The sequence below is a fragment of the Ruminococcus sp. RTP21484sp1_RTP21281st1_A8_RTP21281_210402 genome (assembly GCF_040914025.1).
Lineage (GTDB): Bacteria > Bacillota > Clostridia > Lachnospirales > Lachnospiraceae > Blautia_A > Blautia_A faecis.
Window position 1 is genome coordinate 1 of sequence record NZ_JBCPGE010000051.1, and the last position, 25,540, is coordinate 25,540.

23 protein-coding genes and 5 pseudogenes are annotated in these 25,540 nt (G+C 42.2%); 22 read left to right on the forward strand and 6 right to left on the reverse strand.

The window, feature by feature from the left end; all coding sequences use genetic code 11:
- A pseudogene (locus AB5170_RS18720) lies at nt 1-458 on the forward strand (prealbumin-like fold domain-containing protein); the annotation flags it as partial.
- On the opposite strand, the pseudogene AB5170_RS18725 reads toward AB5170_RS18720, so the two are convergent.
- From AB5170_RS18725 to AB5170_RS18740, 4 genes and pseudogenes are all read right to left on the reverse strand, one after another.
- A pseudogene (locus AB5170_RS18725) lies at nt 458-1,393 on the reverse strand (FtsK/SpoIIIE domain-containing protein); the annotation flags it as partial. The pseudogenes AB5170_RS18720 and AB5170_RS18725 sit on opposite strands and share 1 nt — an antisense overlap.
- A gap of 77 nt (nt 1,394-1,470) precedes the next feature.
- Entirely contained in the window at nt 1,471-1,950 is a 480-nt protein-coding gene (locus tag AB5170_RS18730) for a hypothetical protein (RefSeq protein ID WP_195983098.1), read from the reverse strand.
- Nucleotides 1,951-2,039: 89 nt separating this feature from the next.
- Nucleotides 2,040-2,423, reverse strand: a complete 384-nt coding sequence (locus AB5170_RS18735; RefSeq protein ID WP_195983099.1) for a YdcP family protein — start codon at nt 2,421-2,423, stop codon at nt 2,040-2,042.
- A 15-nt stretch (nt 2,424-2,438) separates the two neighbouring features.
- Nucleotides 2,439-2,720 (reverse strand): annotated as a pseudogene (locus tag AB5170_RS18740) (YdcP family protein); the annotation flags it as partial.
- Between AB5170_RS18740 and mobT the strand changes: the two are divergent.
- From mobT to AB5170_RS18790, 10 genes and pseudogenes are all read left to right on the forward strand, one after another.
- Nucleotides 2,670-3,863: a MobT family relaxase gene (mobT, locus tag AB5170_RS18745; RefSeq protein WP_195983104.1), complete on the forward strand. Its 1,194-nt coding sequence runs from the start codon at nt 2,670-2,672 to the stop codon at nt 3,861-3,863. The pseudogene AB5170_RS18740 and the gene mobT overlap by 51 nt on opposite strands.
- Nucleotides 3,864-3,875: 12 nt before the next feature.
- The gene (locus AB5170_RS18750; protein ID WP_195983100.1) at nt 3,876-4,010 is read left to right on the forward strand and encodes a DUF3789 domain-containing protein; all 135 of its coding nucleotides are present in this window, start codon (nt 3,876-3,878) and stop codon (nt 4,008-4,010) included.
- The gene (locus tag AB5170_RS18755) at nt 4,011-4,232 is read left to right on the forward strand and encodes a hypothetical protein (protein ID WP_195983101.1); all 222 of its coding nucleotides are present in this window, start codon (nt 4,011-4,013) and stop codon (nt 4,230-4,232) included. It abuts the gene before it with no gap.
- A gap of 84 nt (nt 4,233-4,316) precedes the next feature.
- A complete protein-coding gene (locus AB5170_RS18760; RefSeq protein WP_022615845.1) occupies nt 4,317-4,478 on the forward strand; it encodes a DUF6440 family protein in 162 nt (53 codons plus the stop codon).
- Between the two features lie 125 nt (nt 4,479-4,603).
- On the forward strand, nt 4,604-4,879 hold the full coding sequence (locus AB5170_RS18765; RefSeq protein WP_226837645.1) for a conjugal transfer protein: 276 nt from the start codon (nt 4,604-4,606) through the stop codon (nt 4,877-4,879).
- A gap of 23 nt (nt 4,880-4,902) precedes the next feature.
- Nucleotides 4,903-4,986 (forward strand): annotated as a pseudogene (locus AB5170_RS18770) (helix-turn-helix domain-containing protein); the annotation flags it as partial.
- Nucleotides 4,987-5,407: 421 nt separating this feature from the next.
- Nucleotides 5,408-5,530 (forward strand): hypothetical protein, encoded by a 123-nt coding sequence (locus tag AB5170_RS18775; protein WP_002323371.1) that lies wholly within the window; start codon nt 5,408-5,410, stop codon nt 5,528-5,530.
- 79 nt (nt 5,531-5,609) lie between these two features.
- On the forward strand, nt 5,610-7,238 hold the full coding sequence (locus AB5170_RS18780; RefSeq protein ID WP_195983102.1) for a recombinase family protein: 1,629 nt from the start codon (nt 5,610-5,612) through the stop codon (nt 7,236-7,238).
- A 51-nt stretch (nt 7,239-7,289) separates the two neighbouring features.
- Nucleotides 7,290-8,045, forward strand: a complete 756-nt coding sequence (locus tag AB5170_RS18785) for an N-acetylmuramoyl-L-alanine amidase (protein ID WP_195477814.1) — start codon at nt 7,290-7,292, stop codon at nt 8,043-8,045.
- Between the two features lie 90 nt (nt 8,046-8,135).
- Nucleotides 8,136-8,732, forward strand: a complete 597-nt coding sequence (locus tag AB5170_RS18790; protein ID WP_330386275.1) for a YdcF family protein — start codon at nt 8,136-8,138, stop codon at nt 8,730-8,732.
- 123 nt (nt 8,733-8,855) lie between these two features.
- On the opposite strand, the gene AB5170_RS18795 is transcribed toward AB5170_RS18790, so the two are convergent.
- Nucleotides 8,856-10,142 (reverse strand): HlyC/CorC family transporter, encoded by a 1,287-nt coding sequence (locus tag AB5170_RS18795; protein WP_173715882.1) that lies wholly within the window; start codon nt 10,140-10,142, stop codon nt 8,856-8,858.
- 392 nt (nt 10,143-10,534) lie between these two features.
- Nucleotides 10,535-10,756, reverse strand: a pseudogene (locus AB5170_RS18800) (DUF6783 domain-containing protein); the annotation flags it as partial.
- Here AB5170_RS18800 and AB5170_RS18805 point away from each other — a divergent pair.
- The 11 genes from AB5170_RS18805 to hemZ all read left to right on the forward strand — a co-directional run bounded on the left by AB5170_RS18805 (nt 10,706) and on the right by hemZ (nt 25,524).
- Nucleotides 10,706-10,816, forward strand: a complete 111-nt coding sequence (locus AB5170_RS18805; RefSeq protein WP_308768498.1) for a DUF6783 domain-containing protein — start codon at nt 10,706-10,708, stop codon at nt 10,814-10,816. The pseudogene AB5170_RS18800 and the gene AB5170_RS18805 overlap by 51 nt on opposite strands.
- Before the next feature lie 60 nt (nt 10,817-10,876).
- The gene (locus AB5170_RS18810; protein ID WP_294422321.1) at nt 10,877-13,030 is read left to right on the forward strand and encodes a hypothetical protein; all 2,154 of its coding nucleotides are present in this window, start codon (nt 10,877-10,879) and stop codon (nt 13,028-13,030) included.
- A gap of 88 nt (nt 13,031-13,118) precedes the next feature.
- Nucleotides 13,119-13,469 (forward strand): TIGR04086 family membrane protein, encoded by a 351-nt coding sequence (locus AB5170_RS18815; RefSeq protein ID WP_118584282.1) that lies wholly within the window; start codon nt 13,119-13,121, stop codon nt 13,467-13,469.
- A gap of 128 nt (nt 13,470-13,597) precedes the next feature.
- On the forward strand, nt 13,598-13,738 hold the full coding sequence (gene scfA, locus AB5170_RS18820; RefSeq protein ID WP_021926839.1) for a six-cysteine ranthipeptide SCIFF: 141 nt from the start codon (nt 13,598-13,600) through the stop codon (nt 13,736-13,738).
- A 92-nt stretch (nt 13,739-13,830) separates the two neighbouring features.
- Nucleotides 13,831-15,192, forward strand: coding sequence for a thioether cross-link-forming SCIFF peptide maturase (scfB, locus tag AB5170_RS18825; protein ID WP_368361940.1), 1,362 nt, complete (start codon nt 13,831-13,833; stop codon nt 15,190-15,192).
- A 73-nt stretch (nt 15,193-15,265) separates the two neighbouring features.
- Nucleotides 15,266-17,692, forward strand: coding sequence for a protein translocase subunit SecD (secD, locus tag AB5170_RS18830; protein ID WP_173769922.1), 2,427 nt, complete (start codon nt 15,266-15,268; stop codon nt 17,690-17,692).
- Nucleotides 17,693-18,397: 705 nt separating this feature from the next.
- Nucleotides 18,398-20,110 (forward strand): single-stranded-DNA-specific exonuclease RecJ, encoded by a 1,713-nt coding sequence (gene recJ / locus AB5170_RS18835; protein WP_118579387.1) that lies wholly within the window; start codon nt 18,398-18,400, stop codon nt 20,108-20,110.
- Nucleotides 20,111-20,314: 204 nt separating this feature from the next.
- On the forward strand, nt 20,315-20,839 hold the full coding sequence (locus tag AB5170_RS18840; protein WP_118579390.1) for an adenine phosphoribosyltransferase: 525 nt from the start codon (nt 20,315-20,317) through the stop codon (nt 20,837-20,839).
- 141 nt (nt 20,840-20,980) lie between these two features.
- Nucleotides 20,981-23,260: a bifunctional (p)ppGpp synthetase/guanosine-3',5'-bis(diphosphate) 3'-pyrophosphohydrolase gene (locus tag AB5170_RS18845; RefSeq protein WP_334285091.1), complete on the forward strand. Its 2,280-nt coding sequence runs from the start codon at nt 20,981-20,983 to the stop codon at nt 23,258-23,260.
- A gap of 133 nt (nt 23,261-23,393) precedes the next feature.
- Nucleotides 23,394-24,023: an MBL fold metallo-hydrolase gene (locus tag AB5170_RS18850; RefSeq protein ID WP_173735053.1), complete on the forward strand. Its 630-nt coding sequence runs from the start codon at nt 23,394-23,396 to the stop codon at nt 24,021-24,023.
- Nucleotides 24,016-25,524, forward strand: a complete 1,509-nt coding sequence (gene hemZ, locus AB5170_RS18855; protein ID WP_330637271.1) for a coproporphyrinogen dehydrogenase HemZ — start codon at nt 24,016-24,018, stop codon at nt 25,522-25,524. The genes AB5170_RS18850 and hemZ overlap by 8 nt, the downstream gene beginning before the upstream one ends.
- Nucleotides 25,525-25,540 lie beyond the last annotated feature (16 nt).

The following is a 25,540-nucleotide window of genomic DNA, read 5'->3' on the forward strand; positions in this document are numbered from 1 at the left end:
AAACGGGCGATACAAAGCCACAAGGAAGTGCCACATTAAAAGATACTGCTTTTGACATCATTTCCTTAAATGATAATTCTGTATTGGTTGAGGGTAAGCTATACAAGAAAAATGAAGTGGTAAAGACAATCCGTACCGATATTGAGGGTATCGCTTCTACTTCTTCTGACCTCTTACCTTATGGAAAATTCCGTATCGTTGAGAGTGAAGCTCCAAACGGATATTTGACAGACGGAGCAAAACCGATTGATTTTACAATCACAGAAAATGGAAAAATCGTGGACTTAACCGACAAAGCCCATTCTATCTACAATCAGATTAAGCGTGGGGATATTGAGGGCGTAAAAATCGGTGCAGGCACACACAATCGTCTTGCTGATGTTCCCTTTAGGATCACAAGCAAGACGACGGGCGAAAATCATGTAGTGGTAACTGATGATAACGGGCAATTCTCCACTTGCCGTCCTAACATAACGATTTTCTTTAACTGGCTAAGTAGGCTCACGCTTTCTTTCGTCCCCAGCATTTCAAAAAATGCCACATATTCATCAAAGATAAGAAAGCAGGGTGGCAGTCCCAGATATGCGTAGTTTTCGCCCGTCTTATAGTTCGGGTGTTGCTTCATTTCCTCACTTCGCTGTACCATGCCCTCATAAAAGGCATTGACGCAATCAATCATTTCTTCTTTGGTGTGGTACACATTTCCCATAACTGTCCCTAAGTCTGCAAGGTCAGCGTTCTTCGGGTCTAAGATGTAAAGGACAGCGTTGGTATGCAGTAGGGCTTCAATGAGTGTCAGCAGAAAATAGGTTTTACCGCCACCCGTTCCACCAGCGATAAGGGCGTGAGGAAGTGCGTCATATTCCCAGATAAGATTTTTCATCAGCTTTAGACAGCCGTTTTCTGCCCGTACTTCATCAATGGTAATGCGGTTCGCTATCATATCATAAAGCAGGGTATATTCGATATAGCCGTCATGCAGGGTCTTGTCGGTCAGCTCACAATACAAGCCACTTTCCAATTTATCCTCTAACCGTAAAAGCTGGTCTTGATATTTTCCTAATGTGATTTCACAGCGGATATGAAGCAGTCCCTTTTCCATTTGATAATAAATCTTTGGAAACCAGACGATTTTTTCCCTTGATCTGCTTTGCAGGTCAGTAAAAAAAACGCTGTCTTGTACGGTATCGGCTTCATACCACTTATTTTCCAGTACCATTCGTGCCAGCTTTTGACGGTGCAGGAGCTTCTTGAAACTATCGTAACAGAAGCGGTAATACAGAAAAGCGACCAATGCACAAACACCAGTCGCTATCAGTATGGTTATGAAGTTGTAAGGGGAAAGCGTCAAGCCGTTCTCTAACAAGCTGAAATGCTCCCAATCGGTACGCATAAATCAATCACTCCTTTCTGGGTATGAAAAAAGCAGTTAATCCTAAGACTAACTGCTTATAAAATAAAAATCATCATTTATTTTGATTTCTTCATATTTTTGTAACCATCATCTAAAGCTGTTATGCTTTCAAATATTGCTAGTGATAACGTAAAGCCTAATGCAAGTTCAGCAACATTTGCAGTTGTAAAAAAAACTTGAATTATTGAAATGATAGTCAACCCAACATAGTAAATACCTTTTGTAAATGTCATAACTCCTTTCAAATAATCCGAATTAAAAAAAATCATGTGAAGTGCAATAAGTAGTGGAATGAGTATATAAAGAGCAAGAAAAATAGATAATTCCTTAATTATTATACCTATCAGCATCAAAATACTCCCCCATTTAAATATTTCTGTTATTATCCATCGAATTATCAACATTTTTGCATTATTTTCATACTTGACTGCATATTTCTCATTTTCTTGATACCTATACTTTGATAAACGCACACACAAAAATGCTATTCCTAGAGATAATAACGCTTCTAATGTTTGAATAATTTCACTACTCATAAAAGATACCTCCGCAAAGTGTATTATTATTCTTAAAACGGATTATAACTTTCTTTTATCACCTATACAATATTTTTTTGCTAATATAATTATTTCTTCGGCTGTCCCTGCGGTACATGGTTCTGTGGACTGCCTGCGTTTTGGTTGCTTTTATTCTTCAATACAATATCCTCTGCTTTTACATACCAGTCCACATCTGCACCCGTATAGGTTTTTCGTGATACAGTATCGGCTACGGGATTGACAAGTTCCACGACTGCATTGTACGGAAATTCCCTTAACGGTACTTCTGGCGGTACAGACACGGGGATAATTCCACCATGCAGACTGCACTTCAAATCATAGATACGCTTTTTAAGCTGGCTATTCGGTGTCCCGTCCTCGTTCTGCAAGAACACATCACGCACCGCTGTAAATTTTAATTCTCCAAATGTTTTCTCTTTGTCAATAACAAACCCGTTTGATAATCTCATAAATTCTTCACTCCTTTACTTTTCTTCAACTGCTACAATATCATCAGCAACTAACACATAATCGGTATGTCCCATATCCCCGATTGCATAACCTCTGCCGTATAACTTCGGATTGACAAGTTTTACTTTCTGCTCATACTTGAAATGCTTTTCGCCAGCCTGCACGGGAATTTCTACCACAACATTTTCGCCTTTCTGTACGTCAGAATAAAGGTTATAGCTTCGTCTGGCTAAGACCCTGCGGTTATTTTTATCTCTTTCAAAGACTGGCTCGCTTTCGCCTGCAAATTCAAGAGTTACGGTATCTCACAAGGCAGGCTGGCGGTGGCTTCTGGTATCACAAGAGAATATCTCAATAAGATAGAAAGCGGAAAAATGAAGCCGTCAAAAGAACTTCTGGAAACTCTGCATAAAGAACTGGCAAGGTTCAATCCAGAAGCACCGCTTACCATGCTGTTTGATTATGTGAAAATTCGTTTTCCCACGCTGGATATACAGCACATCATCAAAGATATATTAAAACTGAATATCAATTATATGCTCCATGAAGATTACGGACATTACAGTTATACGGAGCATTATTCATTAGGGGACATCTTTATCTATACGTCAGCTGACGAAGAAAAAGGTGTCCTTTTAGAGTTAAAGGGGCGTGGTTGCAGGCAGTTTGAAAGTTACCTGCTGGCACAACAAAGAAGCTGGTATGACTTTCTCATGGACGCACTCGTAGACGGTGGTGTGATGAAGCGTATCGACCTTGCTATCAACGACCATACGGGCATTTTGGATATTCCAGAGCTTGCAGAAAAATGCAGGAAACGGGAATATATCGGAAAGTCCAGAAGCTACAAGTTTTATCAGTCGGGCGAGCTTATAAAGCACAGAGAGGACGACAGAGAATATATGGGACGTACCCTTTATCTTGGGTCGCTGAAATCAGATGTGTATTTTTGTATCTATGAAAAGGACTATGAGCAGTACGTCAAGCTGGGTACACCGCTTGATGAAGCCGACATTATCAACCGTTTTGAGATACGGCTTCGTAATGAACGTGCTTATTATGCAGTACGAGATTTGCTGACCTATTATGACGCAGAACAGACCGCATTTTCTATCATCAATCAGTATGTGCGGTTTGTTGATGAAGAACCAGACAAGCGAAAAAATGACTGGAAGCTCAATGACCGCTGGGCTTGGTTTATCGGCGATAACAGACAGAGCTTGAAGCTGACGACAAAGCCAGAGCCTTACACCTTAGACCGTACATTGCGGTGGGTACAACGGCAGGTAGCACCGACCTTGAAAATGCTGAAAAAGATTGATAAAGGAAACGGTACAGACTACATGGAAACAATCGAACAGCAGGCAAAGCTCACAGAAAAACATGAAATGATAATCAAACAGCAGACGACCCCTGCAAAAGATTTAGTAGAAAGTTAGGAGTGATGAAAAATGTGGATATTATTAAAAGACTTCCTGCTGGTATCTAAGGGAATGGGTATCGGCATAGTCTTGATGTGTATTTTGAATGTCGGCAAAGAAGCTGACTATGAAATGAAACAATTAGAAGAAAGCGAGGACAATTAAATGAATTTCGGACAAAATTTATGCACTTGGTTTTTAAGCAATGCACAAAGCTTAGTGCTTATGGCGATTGTGGTTATCGGTATCTACTTAGGGTTCAAGCGTGAGTTTTCAAAGCTCATTGGCTTCTTGGTAGTTGCATTGATTGCTGTCGGTTTGGTGTTCAACGCTGGCGGTGTGAAAGATGTACTGTTAGAGCTATTCAATAAAATTATCGGTGCTTAAAATTTTATTGTGGTGCTGATATGAGAATGGTATAATATGGATATGAAGAAAACGGCAAATTAGAATTTTTAAGGAGGAATACTTATGGATCGTTTTAAGAAGATTTATCAACAAGGTACGATTGATGTAGTGGAAATTTGGGTTGATACACAAACAGGTGTAAATTATGTTTTCCATAGGAACGGAAATGCAGCGGGATTTACACCATTACTTGATAAAGACGGCAAACCAGTAGTAAGTCAATAGTGCTACAATTCCCAGTTTGACAATTTCATATCCATACACACAAAGCAGTTAGTCTTAGGATTGACTGCTTTTTTCTTACCTACATTTCAGATTGGAGTGATGAAATGAACGATATTTTTTAGGATATGCAGGCAAAAGTCGGCTGTGAATACATTTCCGACCTGCCCTCTTACAAGCGTAAGGCGTGGCAGGAAATGAAACGACTGAACCCTGCCTACTATGAAGAAAGACAGTTAGAAGATTTTTCAAAGTATGTGTTTGGTATGTCGTACCAAACCTTAAAAGATGTGATGAAACAACAGAAAGGACGTGAGGAACAATGCAGGAAACAAGGGTGCTGGTGGAAACGAAAGGAACAACTGGCGAAGAAACAATATCATACTGGTTCGACCTGCCGATAGATGTTGCCGAGTTTGAAGAAAAGTTATCTTTAAAGGGACTTATCAGAGAAGCACTTATTAAAATGATTTTAGGGTTTGATATTGCCTTAGAAATCGAAGAAGAATAACAAGCAATAACCGCAGAGCATGATTTGTTCAATCCCCTCTTTCTTGCTCTGCCCATGCTTTAACATGAAAGCAACACGCTTTCGCCACAGCTCTTTGACAACTGAATAAAGCAGACAGATACGTTTGTGAGATAGCGAGCCACGGGGACTGTACGCCACGACCTTTTCAAAAGAAAGCGAGCGACCCACGCAGTGATCCGAGAGCGACTGTTGGAAAAGTCGTTTTGCCACGACCTATCCTCACAGAATAATGATACGTCCGCATGGTGCGGTTTTGCCCACAGGAATGGGAATAGTTGAGATACTAATGGAGCTTTCCAAAGCCGTCTGTCTGCTTCTGTAACATTGTGAAAAATACGCATATTGGATAAGCCTATGTGCGTATGTTGAGAATAGATAGCTGACTAAGGGGGCTGATAACTTGGCTAAAAAAGAACCTGCACAATATATCGTAGAACGGGAATTTTTAGGTAAATTTTCCGTAGAGGAATTGCTTGTCCGTATCGTGAAATCTCATGTAAAAAAAGGACTATCAAGAGGGTAAAACCCTTGAAAACAATGGAAAGAAGCCGTACTTTATGATATAATATTATCATAGGTACGGCAGTTGAATAGGTGGAAAAATGCTTTATCAAAAAGGTTCAAACTTATTTAACGTAGCTATTTATATCAGATTATCACGAGAGGACGGAGATAAGGAAGAAAGCGATAGTGTAGGAAATCAGAGAAAACTTTTAACAGAATATGTGAATAAGCATGATGACTTTATCTTATATGATGTTTATATTGATGACGGTTTTACGGGAACGAATTTTAATAGACCAGACTTCCATAGAATGATTGCTGACATTGAAGATAACAAGGTAAATTGTGTTGTTGTAAAAGACCTTTCCCGTTTCGGACGAGATTACATTGATACGGGGCGATATTTGGAAAGAATATTTCCAGAGCTTAATGTTCGTTTTATTTCTGTAACAGATAATATTGATAGTATGAAGCAGGCATACGATATGTTACTTCCTATTAAAAATATATTCAACGAACAGTATGCCAGAGATATTTCTAATAAAGTTCAAGCGACTGTAAAATCAAAGCAGAAAGCAGGAGAATTTATCGGAGCTTTTACAAGCTATGGTTATAAGAAATCTCCTGCAAATAAAAATAAACTTGTGATTGATGAATATGCGTCCGAAGTTGTAAAAAGAGTATTTACTATGTATGCACAAGGAATAGGGAAACAAAGCATTGCAAAAATACTAAATGCAGAGGGTATCCTTTGTCCGTCGGAATATAAAAAGCTCAATGGAGAAAATTACAAAAATTGTAATCGGTTAGAAAAAACTTCTTATTGGACTTATTCTACAATTAAAGTGATGTTGCAAAATGAGATTTATATTGGAAACATGGTACAAGGAAAGAAACATCAACGTATGAGAAGCAAACAGCGTCTAGTTGAGAAAGAAAACTGGATAAGGGTTGAAAATACACATGAACCGATTATAGACCGTCAACTGTGGGATAAGGTACAAAAACTGCTGACAAAAAAGCATAGGGATATTGATTTAGAAACAGATAAAAATATCTTTGCAGGTTTTATTAAGTGTGGCGATTGTGGTCGGGCAATGATGAAAAATTTCTGGCGACGTGCTGACGGAAGTAAGTCCTATTCATTCTATTGTGGAACTTACAAAAGAAGCGGAAAAGATTATTGCACTCCGCACACGCTCCCGTTTCAAGTATTGAATGATATTGTGCTGGGAGATTTAAAACAGATTATCCGCAATGTAGAGAACTTGCAGGAACTTGTAAAATCACAATCTTTCACAGCAACAAAAATCAGAAAATCAACAGACATAGAACTGATAAAGTTAAAAGCAGAGCTTGAAAGAGTGAAGAAGTTGAAAAAGTCAATTTATGAAGATTACAAAGACGAACTGATTTCTAAAGAAGAATTTCTTTCTTATCGAGAGGACTATCAACAAAAAGAAACGCTTTACTCCAAACAGATTGAAACGCTGGAAGAAAAGAAAAAGGAAAGTGTAGCAGAAGATGTTTTTGAAACACCGTGGTTAAGGCGGTTGTTGGAACTGAAAGACATTGAAGAATTAGACAGAGATATTATTGTGGAAATGATAGACCAGATAACAGTTTATGAAAACCGCAAACTTAAAATCTCATACAACTTCGGAAATGAACTGGAACATTTATTTTCAAGCGTTTACTGTGAGGACTTGGAGAAAAAGGCTATCTAATCTCAATACATTTCTAACTCCCCATATATACTGGGGAATACATATCACAATTTGCGTAAACTACAACCAGCACATGGCGGCAACGACCCGGGAGCGGTATATAAAGGGCGCAGAGAGAAAGATGACAATTTTGCTCTGGCTATGGAGGTTGGAAGAATTCTGTCTGAAAACGGAGTTGATGTTTTATATACAAGAACTACAGATGATTACATTTCTCCTTTTGAGCGGGCAAGGCTGGCAAATGAGGCAAAAGTGGATTTTTTTATCTCTTTTCACAGGAACAGCAGCCCTGAGGTGAATCAGTATAATGGTGTAGAAGTGCTGGTTTATGATAAAAACGGAATTAAGTATGAAATGGCACAGAATATTGTAGGTGCTCTGGGCGAATTGGGATTCCGTGAAATTGGAGTTCAGGCAAGACCGGGCCTTGTTGTGCTACGAAAAACAAAAATGCCGGCGTTGCTTATTGAAACCGGATTTTTAAATTCTGACAAAGATAATCAGCTTTATGATGAAAAAAATGCTGAGATCGCGCAGGCTATTGCCGGGGCGATTCTTGGAACTCTGGATCAGCAGCAGGGTGAAGAACCTTTGTATTACCGTGTACAGACTGGAGCTTTTCGCAAACGGGAAAATGCGGATCGAATGCTTTACTTGCTTCAGGAAAAAGGTTATCCGGCATATATTTTGCAGGATGGAGAACTTTATAAGGTTCAGGTAGGTGCATTTTTACAGCTGGATAATGCTATCCGTATGGAACAGAAATTGCGGGAGGATGGGTACTGTACGTTGATTGTGACGAAGTGAAAAGAAAGTAGAAAAAAGCAGGAAAAAAAGTTATAATGGAAAATCATAAGTGCAGGGGAAAGTCCTCTGGCAGAAAGAAGGAACAAAAGCGTGAATTATAATGAATTTATGAAAAATGTGGAGGAGTTTGTTTTTGCCGAGAGCCAGCCGGAAAAAGCAGATATCATTTTCGTGCCGGGAAATGGTTTCCCGGATATGGCAGAAAAAGCAGCTTCTTTATATAGAGAAGGATATGCCCCCTATATTTTGCCAAGCGGAAGATACAGTATTACACTTGGCAAATTTGCAGGTGTGCAGTCAAAAAAAGAAATATATGGTGGAGATTATGAGACGGAATGGGAATTCCTGAAAAATGTACTTTTGAAAAACGGAGTTCCGGAAGAGGCTATTCTGAGAGAGGATCAGGCTACCTTTACCTATGAAAATGCAATTTTTTCCAGGCAGGTGACAGACCTTCACAAAATTCAGGTGAAAAAAGCGATTCTGTGCTGCAAAACTTACCATGCCAGAAGATCATTGATGTATTATCAGCTTTTATATCCGGAGACGGTAATTATGGTATGTCCGGCCTGCCCGGATGGAATTACCAGGGAGAACTGGAGAGAAACAGAAACTGGTGTGGAGGCTGTTACCGGCGAAATAGACAGGATTGTCAAGCAGTTTTGTTTAATGCTGGGAAATCGGTGAGATAAGAAAAATCCGAATGATCCGCTTTGGAAACATTCGGATTTTTACAATTGAAATCTACCGGAAATACCGGCATTTGCAGGCTTGCAGATTATGAAAAAATCAGCAGTATGACAGATTCATTTATGCGTCAGCAGCTTCTGGATTTTCTTTATGCTCTGGCAGCCAGATATGCACCAGTTCAATACGGTTCTTATCCAGTTCATCTACAACAAGATGCATGCCGTCTTCCAAAGTGACAGATTCGCCCTCGCGTGGGAGGCAGTCAAGCTGTTCAATAATATATCCGCCTACAGAATCGTAGTCCTCTGATTCAAGTTTGGTACCCAGTGCTTCGTTGACATCATCCAGTTTGGCAGAACCAAGAACTTCATACTCCCGGCCAGGCTGAATCTCACGGATCGGTTCTTCCTCATCTTCGTCATATTCATCACGGATTTCACCTACGATTTCCTCCAAAAGATCCTCAAGAGTGACAAGACCGGCAGTGGAGCCGTATTCGTCGAGAACGATTGCAAGGTTTACGGAAGCTTTTCTCATTTCCATCATAAGATCTGTGGTACGCTTATATTCATAAGTGAAATAAGGCTCACGGAGAATCTTACGGATAGAAAACGGTTCATTTTCCGGATAGAGAAGAAGATCTTTAATATTGATAATTCCAATCACATTGTCTGTGTTATCCTCATAAACAGGAAAACGGGTGTGCATATCTTCTTTGAAAATATCCATAAGTTCCTGATAAGTGGAATCCACGTCAATAAAAGTCATGTCAATTCTGGGAATCATTACATCTTTGGCAGCAGAATCACCGAAATCAAACACATTGTAGATCATCTGCTTTTCTTCCCGCTCAATAACACCGTTTTCCTGCCCTACATTTACCATAGAACGAAGCTCATGTTCTGTGATGGTGTCTTTCTTCGCATTGGGGTCAACACGAAGGAGAAAAAGAATGCCGTTAGCCAGTTTTCCCACAATGTAAATAACCGGGGTCAGTACTGTCATAAGCGCATATATAGGTCTGGCATAGGTGAGCGCCAGATCATCCGCTTTCAGTGTGGCAATGGTCTTCGGGGTGATCTCGCCAAACAGAAGTACCAGCAATGTCATAACGCCGGTAGCCACGCCGATATACATGCTTCCAAATACTTTCATGGTAAAAGTGGTAGCAAGGGAAGAGGCTGCAATGTTTACAATGTTGTTTCCGATTAAAATTGTACTGAGCATTTTTCCAGAATTGGAAATTATTTTCTCCAGGATAATGGCTCGCTTGTTTCCCTGTTCAGCCAGGGAATGGATCCGAATGCGGTTGGCAGCCGTCATGGATGTCTCCGCAGAGGAAAAGAAGGCGGACAACAGCACCAGAATCAGTATGGTGACCGCCTGTATAGGAACACTTGAATCCAAACTATATTCACTCCTTTTTTTATGTATTAAAAAGAATATACATGATTCAGGCTTAAAATGCAAGGAAAAAGCATTTGAGTTGTTACTGTTCCTGGTAACGTTCCGCGAGGTGTTTTTTGTGAACAAAGTTCACAGAAAACCCGAGAATTAAGTTTGCGCAGCAAACGCTACTTCTTGTGCTTGTCACAAGAAGGTTCGTTTTTCTGTGCATCGCGAAGCGCGTTACTGGTCACGGAATGAACAGTACTTTGAGTTTATGGATTGCGAAAAGTAACGAAAAAAGTGGAATTGGGGGTGTCGAAAAAGAAAGAACTGTGTTATAATTCAGTTCGGTAAAAAAATAAATTATTACAAAATGTTTACAAAAGAGTAAAGATTTGATATAGTGTAGATTAAGGGCTGAATAAATAGCTACTGTGAATCACAGTGTGAAAATTCACCTGTTTATAATTTGAGATTGATTTTGGACAGTTGTACTGCCTTTGGATTATATAGATTTTATGATTGATGTGGATTTGGCTAGAGCGTGTTTGAAAAAGGATTTCTGCAAGATGTGCGTCACAATTTGTGGGAGATTTCGCTCGGATGAGGGCGCCGTAGCGGGCTACGGCAACCGAATTCGGGTGAAATCTCCCGCAAAGTGGGGCGTGCAGATTGCGGGAATGATTTTTTAAACAGGCTCTAGGGATGTGGGCAGTTACATTTAATATACATATTACGACAGAGGTGCCAGGATGAAAAAGAAGAAAAACGTTATGTACAGAAAAAGCGTATCATTACTTGCGGCAGCTGCGATGACAGCAGTACTTATGACAGGACAGGGTTATCCAGTAGTTGCATGGGGGCAGAATACAGAGACCAGACTTGAGAAATCCAGTCTGATTCCGGAAAATATCACAATTGATCAGCCAGTTGCTCTTTCGGAAGTGGCATTGCCCAAGAGTGATTATGGAACGCTTTCCTGGGCGGATGATTCATATATACCGGATAAAAGAGTGCAGACCTGCGAAGTAGTATTTAAACCAGCAGCAGACGTGGATCTTTCTTATATTTCCGGATGGGATTCTGAGAAAAAAGTTGTGAAAGGTAAGATCACAGTTGTTGTCAGCAGCATAGAAGAGAGTTCTGAAGATCAGCCTTCTGATACTGCTGCAGATGTGGAAACAGGTGATGAGAGCAGTGAAGCATCTGTCCCGGATGACACAACTTCTGACAATAAAGATACAGATATAAAATCTGATGATGAGGCAGTTCCAGGTGAGAATCAGCAGAATGATTCAGAAGCTTCAGGGAAGACAGAAGATCAGACTGAGAATGCGGGAAACAAGCAGAACAGTGAATCAAATAAGAAAGAAGAAACCATCGAGAGCACTCCTGCTTCCAATGAAGTAAAATCTGAAGAGAACACCGAAGCGGCTGGAATTACAACCCCGGCAGAAAAAACAGAAGCAACGGCTCCTGCAATGGAAGAAACTGTAGATTCTGAAGATATTCAGGAAGAAGCTGCAGAAGAGTCAAAAGCTGATACAAGTTCAGATACAGCTGCAGAAGAGTCAAAAGCTGATACAGGTTCAGATACAGCCGCAGATAGCATAGAGAGTACAAATTCTGATAATGGTGAGGATGCAGCATCTGACAATGTGCAGACCGCAGATTCTTTAGAAGATACTGGAAAACTGAACGAAACTTTTGGTGAGCTGATGCCTGGTGCTACCATTCTTGATGGTACAGGGGATTCTGTGAAAAATGAGAACGCAGAAGAGAAAAAAGATACCACAGATACAACAGACACCACGGAAGTAAAAGACACAACAGACCCTACAGAGGATGACCAGAAAAATATATTTGATAATCCTCTTGACTTTACCACAGCGGATACAAGACCGGCAACTGTTGAGGAAGATCTCACAGAAGAAGAGCAGGCTGCAAGGGCAGCCCAGAATCACAGCTGTGAGGGGATTTCTGTATCAGGTATAGATCTTCCCTGGTATGTTCAGTTCCAGGTGACCAGTGGTGAAAATTACGAATTTAAAAATGAAGATAAAGCTACTATCTTCCAATCCTATGAATTTAAATTATGGGATCTGAAGAATAATACAGAGTATGAAATTCCGGATGGACAGTATGTAAGCGTAACGATTCCTGTCAAAGAAGGATATAAATATTCGATTGAGCATCTTCTTGATAATGGTGCGACAGAGACCATTATTCCCAGTGTAAACGGAAACACCATGGTATTCAGCACACATTCTTTCAGCCCGTTTGGAATTGCAGGTTTTCGTCCAATCGTAGGAGAGGACATTGCAAATGGAGCGTATGGCGATGGAAGTACACCAACTCCTACACCTACTGTGACGATCAGTGGAACACCTACCCCGTCTCCATCTGTGACCGGAGCTGGTACGAATGGAACAAATGGATCCGGAACGGGTAAAACGGATAGCAATAGCGGAAATGAAACTGGTGGAAATACAGGTGATTCAAATGGAATCAGCAATGGAAATACAAATGGCTCTTCCAATGGGACTTCAGGAACCGGAAATGGTGGTTCTTCATCTGGTACCGGAAGCTCTGACGGCAGTGACAATTCCGGAACCAGCAATACACCAGGTGTGGCATCTGATGGAACTATAAATTCTGGCACAACAGATGGCAGTGCTTCAAATGGAACAGGTTCCAGTACAAATGCGGGACAGACTGCAGGAAACACTACAGGCAACACTGCAGGAAATACGGCTGCTACCTCAAACGGAAATAACGGTCAGAGTCAGACCTCAAATGCAGTAAAAACTGGTGACAACACCATGATCCTTCCCTTTGTGATCCTTGTGATCGCTGCAGCCGCTGTGATCATTATTGTGATTATTGTCCGCAAAAAGAAAAGATAAAGCAGACAGGATAATTAAAACGGACATTCATAATCCATGAATAACGAAGCCAGCCCTTCCATATATTACATATGGGAGGGCTGTTTTTATGAAAGTAAAAGTCATTTTAAAATCTTTACTTTTTTCCTATGCAGTTACCGGAGCGTTTCTTTTGCTTCTGGCATTCCTTTTATTCCAGTTTGACCTGGGAGAAAAGCCTGTGTCAGCAGGAATTGTAGCTGTGTATATTTTGTCCTGTTTTTCAGGAGGCTTCATGTCAGGAAAAATTCTGCGCAAAGATAAGTATTTATGGGGAATTCTGGTAGGGGCTTTTTACTATTTGCTTTTGATTACAGTATCTTTTGTAGTGCAGGGAAAATGGGAAATGAGTCTGGTACATGCAGTAACTACTTTTTTTATGTGTCTGGGTGGTGGTGCTCTTGGTGGGATGTTGTCTTAGAGCGTGTTTGAGAAATCATTCCCGCATTTTTTGAAAAGATTCGCACTCTGTCCAATAAAAAATGCTTTAAAAATAAAAAAAAATATGATATACTAGGCAAAGATTATATACATAAGGAGGCTAATACTATGCAGCATATCAAAACATTAAATACAAAGAACCTGCAGAACACTGTAAAGAAAGGCGGCTGCGGCGAGTGTCAGACATCATGTCAGTCCGCATGCAAGACATCCTGTACAGTAGGAAACCAGAGCTGCGAGAACAAATAAGTCGGGCAACTGGAAACGTATGTAAGCAGCGGTGTAAAAGCCGCTGCTTATTCATGCAATAGGAAAGAATGAAAGGATATACTAACATGAGTCTGATTCACCGTTATCAGAACAATGGCTACAACATCGTGCTGGACATCAACAGCGGATGTATCCATGTTGTGGATGAAGTGACCTACGAAGTACTTCCTTATATGGAAGAAGGTCTGGACACAGCTGCCATTGTAGGAAAACTGGGAGATCAGTTTTCAGAAGAAGATATTAAGACATCAGTGGCAGAGTGTGAGAAGCTGAAAGCCGATGGCATGCTTTTCACCAGAGATGTATATGAGAATGCTATTGATACATTTACCAAGAACCGTCAGACAGTGGTAAAAGCGCTCTGTCTGCACATCGCCCACGATTGTAACCTTGCCTGTCGCTACTGCTTTGCAGAAGAAGGAGAGTACCACGGAAGACGAGCTCTCATGTCTTTTGAGGTAGGGAAGAAGGCACTGGATTTCCTGATCGCTAATTCAGGCTCCAGACACAATCTGGAGGTGGATTTCTTTGGCGGCGAGCCGCTTATGAACTGGCAGGTTGTTAAGGACCTGGTAGCATACGGCCGTGAGCAGGAGAAAATCCACAATAAAAAATTCCGTTTTACCCTTACTACCAACGGTGTTCTGCTGAACGATGAGGTAATGGAATTCTGCAACAAAGAGATGGAAAATGTGGTCCTCAGTATTGATGGCCGTAAGGAAGTTCACGATTTTATGCGCCCATTCCGCAAAGGGGCAGGAAGCTATGATCTGATCCTTCCGAAGTTTCAGAAATTTGCAGAGTCCCGTAACCAGGACAAGTATTATGTAAGAGGAACCTTCACTCATCATAATCTTGATTTCTCCCAGGATGTTCTTCATCTTGCAGACCTTGGATTCAAGCAGATTTCTGTAGAGCCTGTAGTGGCAGATCCATCTGAGGAGTACGCACTTCGGGAGGAAGACCTGCCGAAGATCATGGAAGAATACGACCTTCTTGCGAAAGAGATGATAAAACGCGAGAAAGAAGGCAAAGGTTTTAATTTCTTCCATTTCATGATCGACCTTACCGGTGGCCCTTGTGTATACAAGAGACTTTCCGGATGCGGAAGCGGCACAGAATATCTTGCCGTAACTCCATGGGGGGATTTCTACCCATGCCACCAGTTTGTTGGGGAAGAAGAATATCTGATGGGAAATGTGGATGAAGGGATTACGAGACCTGACATCCAGAAGGATTTCGGATGCTGCAATGTTTACACCAAGCCAGCCTGCAAGGATTGTTTTGCAAGATTCTACTGCAGTGGCGGATGCGCAGCAAACGGATATCATGCCCATAAGGATATCAGAAGCAATTATGAAATCGGATGCGAGCTCCAGAGGAAGCGTGTGGAGTGCGCCATCATGATAAAAGCTGCACTGGCAGAAGACTGATAGCACTTCGCCAGCTGCGAAGATTTCTGTCAGTCCCTGCTTTTGCGAAAAACAAAAAAGAAGGGACAGAACAATGAAAAAATCAAGAGGTATCTTAGTCCTGATCCTGACTGCCATCGTTACCGTGTTCTTCTGCTATACGGCTGCTGTAGGCATTGGCCCTACAGGAACCGGTGCTATGAAGAATATCAAGACCGGACTTGATCTGGCTGGTGGTGTCAGCATTACATATCAGGCAAAGGACAGTAACCCAAGCAGTGAAGACATGAGTGATACTGTGTACAAGCTGCAGAAACGTGTTGAGCAGTACAGTACAGAGGCTCAGGTATATCAGGAAGGATCTGACCGTATCAATGTAGAGATTCCTGGTGTAACAGATGCAAATGCTATTCTGGAAGAACTTGGCCAGCCAGGTTCCCTGTGCTTTATCACACAGCAGGATGAGGATGGAAACGCAAATTTCCAGGCAGATTCCAGCAGCGAGACCGGATACTCTCTGGCAAGAAGTCTTGACGAGATCCGTGCAGCCGGCTCTGTGGTTTTGGAAGGTACAGATGTGGCAGATGCTACAGGCGGTGCAATCCAGCAGCAGAATTCCAGCAGCAGAGAGTACGTGGTAGATCTGACTCTTACAGACGAGGGAAAAACAAAATTCGCAGAGGCAACTCAGAACAATGTTGGAAAACAGATCGCGATTATCTATGACAACGGCGTATTAAGCGCTCCAAGAGTAAATGAAGCCATCACAGGCGGTAAGGCACAGATCAGTGGTATGGAAAGTGTTGAGAGAGCACAGGAGCTTGCTTCCTATATCCGTATCGGATCCCTGAGCCTTGAACTGACAGAGCTTCGTTCCAGCGTTGTAGCTGCACAGCTCGGTGAAGAAGCAATCTCCACCAGCCTTATTGCAGGTCTGATCGGTCTGATCATCGTAATTCTGTTTATGATCATCGCTTACCGTGTACCTGGTGCAGTTGCAGGCCTTTCCCTGATTTTCTACACAGCGACCATTCTGCTTACCTTAAATGCATTTGACATTACCCTTACGCTTCCGGGTATTGCAGGTATCATCCTTGGCATTGGTATGGCAGTAGATGCGAATGTTATTATTTATGCACGTATCCGTGAGGAAATCGGTACAGGCTCTACCGTAAGATCCGCGATCAAAGCTGGCTTCTCCAAGGCTTTTTCCGCAATCTTTGACGGAAACATCACAACCCTGATCGCAGCATTCGTTCTGATGTGGCTGGGTACTGGTTCTGTTAAAGGATTTGCATATACACTGGCACTTGGTATTGTGATTTCCATGTTTACAGCTCTGGTATTTTCCAGACTTGTGATCAATGCATTATATGCAGTTGGCGTTCGCGATGAGAAATTCTATGGAAAGACTGAAGAGAAGAAAGTCATTAACTTTGTTGGAAAGAGAAGATTATGCTTCACCCTTTCCATTATCCTGATCCTTGCCGGACCAGCCACTATGCTGATCCACAAGGCTACAGGCGGAAAAGCCCTGAACTACAGCCTTGAGTTTTCAGGTGGTACTTCTACCAATGTCACCTTTAACGAAGATATGGACATTAAGACCATTGATTCTGAGGTTACACCTGTAGTGGAAGAGGTTACAGGAGATAAGAATGTACAGCCTACTAAGGTTGTTGGAACAAATCAGGTTATCATCAAGACACGTTCCCTGAATCTTGACGAACGTGAGGCACTGAATAAGGCACTTGTTGACAAGTTTGGTGTAGATGAATCCCTGATCCAGGCAGAGAGTATTTCCTCCACTGTCAGCAACGAAATGAGAAGAGATGCTGTAGTAGCCGTTTTTGTTGCCACTATTTTCATGCTTCTTTACATCTGGTTCCGTTTCAAGGATATCCGTTTTGCAGGAAGTGCGGTACTTGCACTTCTTCATGATGTGCTTGTTGTCCTTACATTCTATGCGATTTCCAGAATTTCCGTAGGAAATACTTTTATCGCTTGTATGTTGACTATTGTTGGTTATTCTATCAACGCCACTATCGTTATCTTCGACCGTATCCGTGAGAATCTTCACGGAAGCAAGCGCGTAGATGAGCTCGAGGAAGTGGTGAATAAGAGTATTACACAGACACTTACCAGAAGTATTTATACTTCCCTTACTACCTTTATCATGGTAGCTGTTCTTTATATCATGGGTGTATCTTCCATCCGTGAGTTTGCAGCTCCGCTGATGGTTGGTATTATCTGCGGTGCTTATTCTTCTGTATGCATTACCGGAGCTCTCTGGCTGGTAATGAAAAAGAAAATCGGCGGCGGACAGGCTCAGACTGTAAAAGCTACAGCTGGTGCTGCTCCGGTTAAACAGTCTGTTTCAAGTGCAAAGGCACCAAGTGCTCCAGCTGCAAATGGACAGACCCAGCCGAAGAAGAAAAATCGTAAGAGAGTTCAGGAGCGTCTTGCAGCCCAGGAGGCGGCTAAGAATACTGAGAATGGTTCTTCTGAGGAAGACAGATAATTAAATAAACTTAAGCCAGGACAGGTGGAAACATCTGTCCTGGCTTGCTTTTTGTGTGAAATTCTATTACTATTTAGTGGGTTGAAAAGTTCTTCAATGCGGACGCATTTGGACAATGTGTATTACTCACTCGCCGGCGCAACGCTCCGATGAACTAATCGCTAACTGCGACTAATGCGTTCGGGAGGGCCCTCACGCATAAGTCTTCGTAAGCGCTGGATTTCATCTGCGCTAAGAACGCGCCTGAAATGGCTCGCTGGAGTAATACACATTGCCCAAATGCTGTGTACTGGCTGGGACTGATGTTATATAAGAACTTTTTACGAAGGGGGAGGATGAGTGACTGGCTTCCCTATACTTTTTTGACAATGATAGATTGACAAAAAATAATAAAGTTGCGGGATACCAATTACTTCCCCCCACCCTCGTTGTTGTCGTTACTGTTTCTTTCTTCCCTTTCCAGCATCCAGCGATTTTGCAATGTATATTCGCAAGCCGCGCATTTCAGGAGCGGTTTTAGTGGAGGCGAGATCCATGACTTACGGAGACTTAGGCGCGAAGGCTCTCCTGAGCGTCTTAGTCGCAGTTAGTCATTAGCTTGCCGGAACGTTGCGACGCGCGGCGGTGAATATACATTGTGAAATCGCGTCCGGGATAACGACCAACCAATTAAATAGCAATACAATTTACAACAGGAGACAAAGCATGGAAAAATGGGTATTAGCGGCGAAAAGAGCTGATTTTCAGGAGATTGGCCGGAAGTATGGAATAGATCCGGTGATCGCCAGGATTATTCGGAACAGGGATATTACAGAAGATGCAGAAATTAATCAGTATCTGAACGGAACCCTGGATGACATTCCATCCTGGAAAAGTCTGAAGGATATTGACAAAGCTGTGGAAATTATTTCGCAAAAAATAGATCTGGGAACCAGGATGAGAATTATAGGAGATTATGATATTGACGGTGTAACTGCAACTTATATTCTGTTAAAAGGATTTAAACGCCTGGGGGCGAATGTAGATACCTATATTCCGGACCGCATTGCAGATGGATATGGAATCCATAATCATCTTATAGAGAAAGCAAAAGAGGATGGAGTAGATACGATCGTGACCTGTGACAATGGAATTTCGGCTGCAGATCAGATTGCATTTGCAAAAAAAATGGGCATGACAGTGGTAGTGACGGATCACCACGAGGTCCCTTTTGAAGATACAGAAGAAGGGCGAAAATACAAGCTTCCTCTGGCAGATGCAATTATCAATCCAAAACAGTCTGACTGTACGTATCCAAATAAAAATATCTGTGGCGCAGTGGTTGCAATGAAACTGGTTTTTGCATTGTATGAAAAATATGGAATCCCGGAGAGTGAGAAAGAAGATTATCTGGAACCTGCGGCTATCGCTACAGTTGGAGATATTATGGACCTTCAGGGAGAAAACCGTATTCTTGTAAAAGAGGGACTTTTACGTCTGCCTCATACAAAAAATAAGGGACTGAAAGCTTTGATAAGAGCAATTGGTTTGGAAAATCAGAAAATCAGTTCCTATGATATTGGTTTCCGCCTTGGTCCGTGCATTAATGCCAGCGGAAGACTGGATACAGCCATGCGCTCCCTGTCCCTATTACAGTGTGAAGATGAAGAAGAGGCTGCAAAGCTTGCAAACGATCTGAAAGCATTGAATGACAGCCGTAAGGCACTGACGGAACAGGGTACAGAAGCTGCCTACAAGCTGATAGAGGGCAGCAATCTGAAAAATGACAGAGTAATGGTTGTATTTTTGCCGGATTGTCATGAGAGTCTTGCAGGAATCATAGCAGGAAGAATCCGTGAAAAATATCACAAGCCTGCTTTTGTTCTTACAAGAGGGGAAAAATCGGTGAAAGGCAGCGGCAGATCTACAGAAAATTATTCCATGTATGAGGAGCTTGTAAAATGTGACAGTCTGTTGCTCCAGTATGGTGGCCATCCTATGGCAGCAGGTCTTTCTATAGAAGAAGCAAATGTGGAAGCATTTCGCCGTCAGCTCAATGAAAACTGCACCTTGACAGAGGAAGATATGATCCCAAAAATCGTGATCGATGTACCAATGCCCATTTCTTACATAAACGAGAATCTGATCCGTCAGCTCTCTGTTCTGGAACCCTTTGGAAAAGGAAATGCGAAGCCTGTTTTTGCCCAGAAAAATCTCCGCGTTTTAAAAACCGGAATATATGGAAAGACTCAGAATACAGTGAAATTGCAGCTGATGGACGAATCCGGCACGGTGATGGATGGGGTTTACTGGGGCGAGGCAAAGGAGTTTGCAGAGTTTGCAAGGTCTCATGGAACTATTTCTGTAACCTATTATCCGAAGATCAACTCCTATATGGGAAGAGACTCTTTGCAAATTGTCATACAAAATTATTGCTAAAAAGGGGATAATCATGTAAAACCACGAAAAATGCAGTATTTCCAGTGAGCCTGTCGGTTTTGCGTTGATTCCCGATTTAAAAAGTGTTATACTAAAAAATATTTATGATGCTAGAGCATGTGTGAAAAAGGCTTTCTTTTTTTTAACACGCTCTGGGGTGGCTGAGGCTTTCCCCACAACATCCATTAATCTGAGGAGGCTATTATGAAAAAAATAGAAGAATATATAAGAAGTATACCTGATTTTCCAGAACCAGGCATTATTTTCAGAGATGTTACCAGTATCCTTCAGGACGCAGACGGACTGAAGCTTGCAATTGATTCCATGCAGGATTGTCTGAAGGATGTGGATGTGGATGTAATAGTGGGAACAGAATCCCGTGGATTCATTTTTGGAATGCCAATTGCTTATAATCTTCATAAGTCTTTTGTACCAGTACGTAAGAAAGGAAAACTCCCATGTGAGACCGTTTCTGCAAGCTATGATCTGGAATATGGCAAAGCTGAGATTGAGATTCACAAGGATGCCATTAAGCCAGGACAGAAGGTAGTTATCATTGATGATCTGATCGCAACAGGCGGTACAGTTGAAGCTGCAGCGAAACTGGTAGAGCAGCTTGGTGGAGTGGTAGTGAAGATCGTATTTCTGATGGAACTTGCAGGTCTTGAGGGGCGTAAGAAACTGGAGAAATATGACGTTGCTTCTGTAATCCGTTATGAAGGTAAATAAAGGATGTGTCTGTTTCGCCAGATTCCCCCGGGGAAACAGGTGGGCGGATGCTGACGCAGATAGTATTTAAACAGGCAGGTGTGAAATATGGCTGATATTGTTAACGAGCAGGGCAAGGAGCCTGAAGTATCAAAAGAGGATATGGAGAAGCTGGAGTCTGTGAAGAAAGCAGATGCAGCTGTAAAATCCATGCACGACTTTACAAGCCCTGAAGTATTATATGATGAGCTGATTGCCAGCATAAAGAAATATCATCCTTCTACGGACATTACCATGATCCAGAAGGCATACGAGACTGCAAGGGAAGCCCACAAGGATCAGAAGAGAAAGTCCGGGGAACCCTACATTATTCATCCTTTATGTGTTGCCATTATTCTGGCGGATCTGGAACTGGACAAGGAGACCATTGTAGCAGGCCTTCTTCACGATGCTGTTGAAGATACCTGGATGACCTGTGATGAGATCACCAGAGAATTTGGTCCTGAGGTTGCGCTTCTGGTAGATGGGGTAACTAAGATCGGTCAGCTGTCCTATTCCAAGGATAAAGTAGAGCTACAGGCAGAGAGCCTTCGCAAGATGTTCCTTGCCATGGCAAAGGATATCCGTGTTATTCTGATCAAGCTTGCAGACCGTCTTCATAATATGCGTACTCTTCAGTACATGACTCCTGAGAAACAGAAGGAGAAGGCAAGAGAGACGATGGACATCTATGCGCCTATCGCACAGCGTCTTGGTATTTCCAAGATCAAAGTAGAGCTGGATGACCTTTCCCTGAAATATCTGAAACCAGATGTTTATTATGATCTGGTTGAGAAAGTAGCACTTCGTAAAAGCGTCCGTGAGGAATTCGTAGGGAATATTGTCAAGACTGTGCATCAGCATATGGTAGAAGCCGGAATTAAGGCACAGGTTGACGGCCGTGTAAAACACTTTTTCAGTATCTATAAAAAGATGGTAAATCAGAATAAGACGATTGATCAGATTTACGATTTGTTTGCAGTGCGTATCCTGGTAGATACAGTGAAGGACTGTTATGCGGCACTTGGTGTGATCCATGAGATGTATAAGCCAATTCCAGGACGTTTCAAGGACTATATTGCAATGCCCAAACCAAATATGTACCAGTCTTTGCATACCACGCTGATCGGACCGAATGGACAGCCTTTTGAAATTCAGATTAGAACCTTTGAGATGCATAAGACTGCCGAGTACGGTATTGCTGCACATTGGAAGTATAAAGAGGCTTCTGACGGTAAGGCTTCCTCAGGCAATCGTGAGGAGGAGAAGCTGAACTGGCTGCGCCAGATCCTGGAATGGCAGAGAGACATGTCTGATAATAAAGAGTTCATGAGTCTTCTGAAAAATGATCTGGATCTGTTTGCAGACAGTGTATACTGCTTTACTCCACAGGGAGATGTGAAAACCCTTCCTAACGGCTCCACCCCCATTGATTTTGCATACAGCGTGCACAGTGCTGTAGGAAACAAAATGGTAGGTGCCAGGGTAAATGGCAAACTGGTGCCCATTGAATACCGGATCCAGAATGGTGACCGTATTGAAATCATTACTTCCCAGAATTCTCAGGGACCAAGCCGTGACTGGCTGAAGGTGGTCAAGAGCACACAGGCCAGAAATAAGATCAATCAGTGGTTCAAGAAAGAACTGAAGGAAGATAATATTCTGAAGGGCAAGGAAATGCTTGCCCAATATGCCAAGAGCAAGGGCTTTAAATTCGCTAATTACACCAAGACTCAGTATCTGGACGCAGTCCTTCGTAAATATGGTTTCCGTGACTGGGATTCTGTACTTGCCGCCATCGGACATGGCGGACTGAAAGAGGGACAGGTATTTAATAAGCTTGTAGAAGCTTATGATAAAGAGAATAAAAAGAATCTCACAGATGAAGAAGTTCTGGAGGCAGCAGCCGCAGAGAATCAGGATAAGAAGCATCATATCAAGAGCAAGAGCGGCATTGTAGTACGGGGCATTCATGACGTTGCAGTACGCTTCTCCAAATGCTGTAATCCGATTCCCGGTGATGAGATTGTTGGATATGTTACAAGAGGCCGTGGTGTTACCATTCATCGAACTGACTGTGTAAATGTGATGAATATGTCTGAAATGGACAGAAGACGTCTTCTGGAAGCAGAGTGGCAGGATCCGGAGATCAAGCCGGATGAGCATTACATGGCTGAGATCAATGTATATGCTAATAATCGTACCGGTCTTCTGGTTGATATTTCCAAGATCTTTACAGAGCGTAAGATTGACATCCGAAATATTAACTGCCGAACAAACAAGCAGGAGAAGGCCACTATTTCTGTAAGCTTTAACGTCAGCTGTAAGGATGAACTGAATTCCCTTATCGAGAAGATACGTCAGCTGGAAAGTGTTTTGGATGTAGAAAGAACTACAGGCTGAGAAACAATGGAAATGTGAACTGGCTGGAGATATACAGTACGTTGAGCATTGGATGGTATGTTACCGGTCAGGACACGGACAATAACGGAATAATAACATAAATGGCATATCAGCTGCCATGAAAGGATAATCTATGGGAAAACTTGAATTACAGCAGATGGTTCTTGGCCCTGTATATACCAATTGCTACTTTTTAAAAAATAAAGAAACTGGTGAAACACTGATTGTTGATCCGGCAGATTCACCGAAGAGAATCTTTCAGAAGGTGGAAGATATGGGGGCAAAGCCGGTAGGAATCCTTCTGACTCATGGACATTTTGACCACATTATGGCAGTACAGGCTGTGAAAGCTGAGTATCAGATTCCGGTTTATGCCTGTCGTCAGGAAGAGGAAATGCTTCGGGAGCCTTCTGTGAATATGACTGACCGGATGCATAAACCATGTTCTGTGCGTCCTGATGTTTTTCTGGAGGACTTGCAGGTATTTGAAGCTGCTGGATTTTCTATTCAGATGCTCCACACTCCAGGACACACGAAAGGAAGCTGTTGCTACTATCTGAAAGACGAAAGGGTTCTGTTCAGCGGGGACACATTATTCTGTGGTTCTGTTGGAAGAACGGATTTTCCTGGCGGCAGTTCCCGTGAAATCCGGGAGAGCCTTCATAAGCTGTTAAATGCCCTTCCAGATGAAACAAATGTTTATCCGGGGCATGATACATCTACAACTATCGGTTACGAAAAGAGGTACAATCCATTTGTGTAAAATAGGAATCCTGCTGCTTGACAGGGATTTCGAGCATGATATATATGAATTAATAAAAGCATTTTATCCGGAAGGAGATATCCACAGCCTCTACGAAAAAGACGAAGCGGTATACGATATCTTCTTTACTGTGAAAAAAGATAATGACAATTTTGTTATAAAATATGATACGAAGGATCAAAAAGGTGTTGCCAGCGCAGAGGTGATCCGGGGGGCAGACGGGGATTCCAGTCAGGAAACTCATGAGAAACTCATGGATGCCCATGAGCTTCGTAAAGCCAACAAGGACAGTCTGAAATATGCACTGTACAATGTTCTGGTGAAGCTTACCGGCAGAACCCTTCCATGGGGGAATCTTACGGGAATTCGTCCGGCCAAGCTTGCCATGGGGATGATCGAGAGTGGTATGAAAAATACCGAGATTGCACAGGAAATGCGGGAGCGTTACCTGGTAAGCGCAAAGAAAACTGCTCTTGCCATCACCATAGCAAACAGGGAGCGGGCACTTCTTCAGGATATTGATTATGAGCATGGTTACAGCTTATATGTAGGTATTCCCTTTTGTCCAAGTATCTGTTTGTATTGTTCCTTCAGCTCCTACCCTTTGAAGCTCTGGGCAAAAAGAGTAGATGAATATCTGGATGCTTTATGTCTGGAAATTCGCGAAACGGCCAAGATGATGAAGAACTACAAGCTGGATACGATTTATATCGGCGGAGGCACACCTACCACGTTAGAGCCGTATCAGCTGAAAAGGCTTCTTGAACAGCTGGGAGAGTCCTTTGGTTTTGATGGACTTGTAGAATTTACCATTGAAGCTGGCAGACCAGACAGTATTACAAGGGAGAAGCTTGAGACAATTAAAGAATTTCCTGTGACCAGAATTTCTGTTAATCCCCAGACCATGAATCAGGATACTCTGGAAATCATTGGAAGACGTCATACTGTGGCACAGACCATAGAAGCTTTCCATCTTGCCAGAGAACTGAATTATAACAATATTAACATGGATCTCATTGTAGGACTGCCTGGAGAGGATATTTCCCAGGTGAAATACACATTGGAGAAAGTAAAAGAGCTTTCCCCGGACAGCCTTACCGTACATTCTCTGGCTGTGAAGCGTGCAGCACGCCTGAATATGTTTAAGGACAAATATCAGGAGATGACATTTGAAAATAACCAGGAGATCATGGATCTGACACAGCAGACTGCATATTCCATGGAAATGGGACCTTACTATCTGTACCGTCAGAAGAATATGAAAGGAAATTTTGAAAATGTAGGCTATGCAAAGGTTGACAAAGCCGGGATTTACAATATACTGATTATGGAAGAAAAACAACCGATCATTGCTCTTGGAGCAGGCGGTTCTTCCAAACTGGTCTTTGACCATGGCAAACGTATTGAGCGGGTGGAGAATGTGAAAGATGTCACAAGCTATATTGCCCGTATTGATGAGATGATTGAAAGAAAGCGAACAGGAATTGGAACCTGGTTGTAGGAGGGAGGGAAAATTC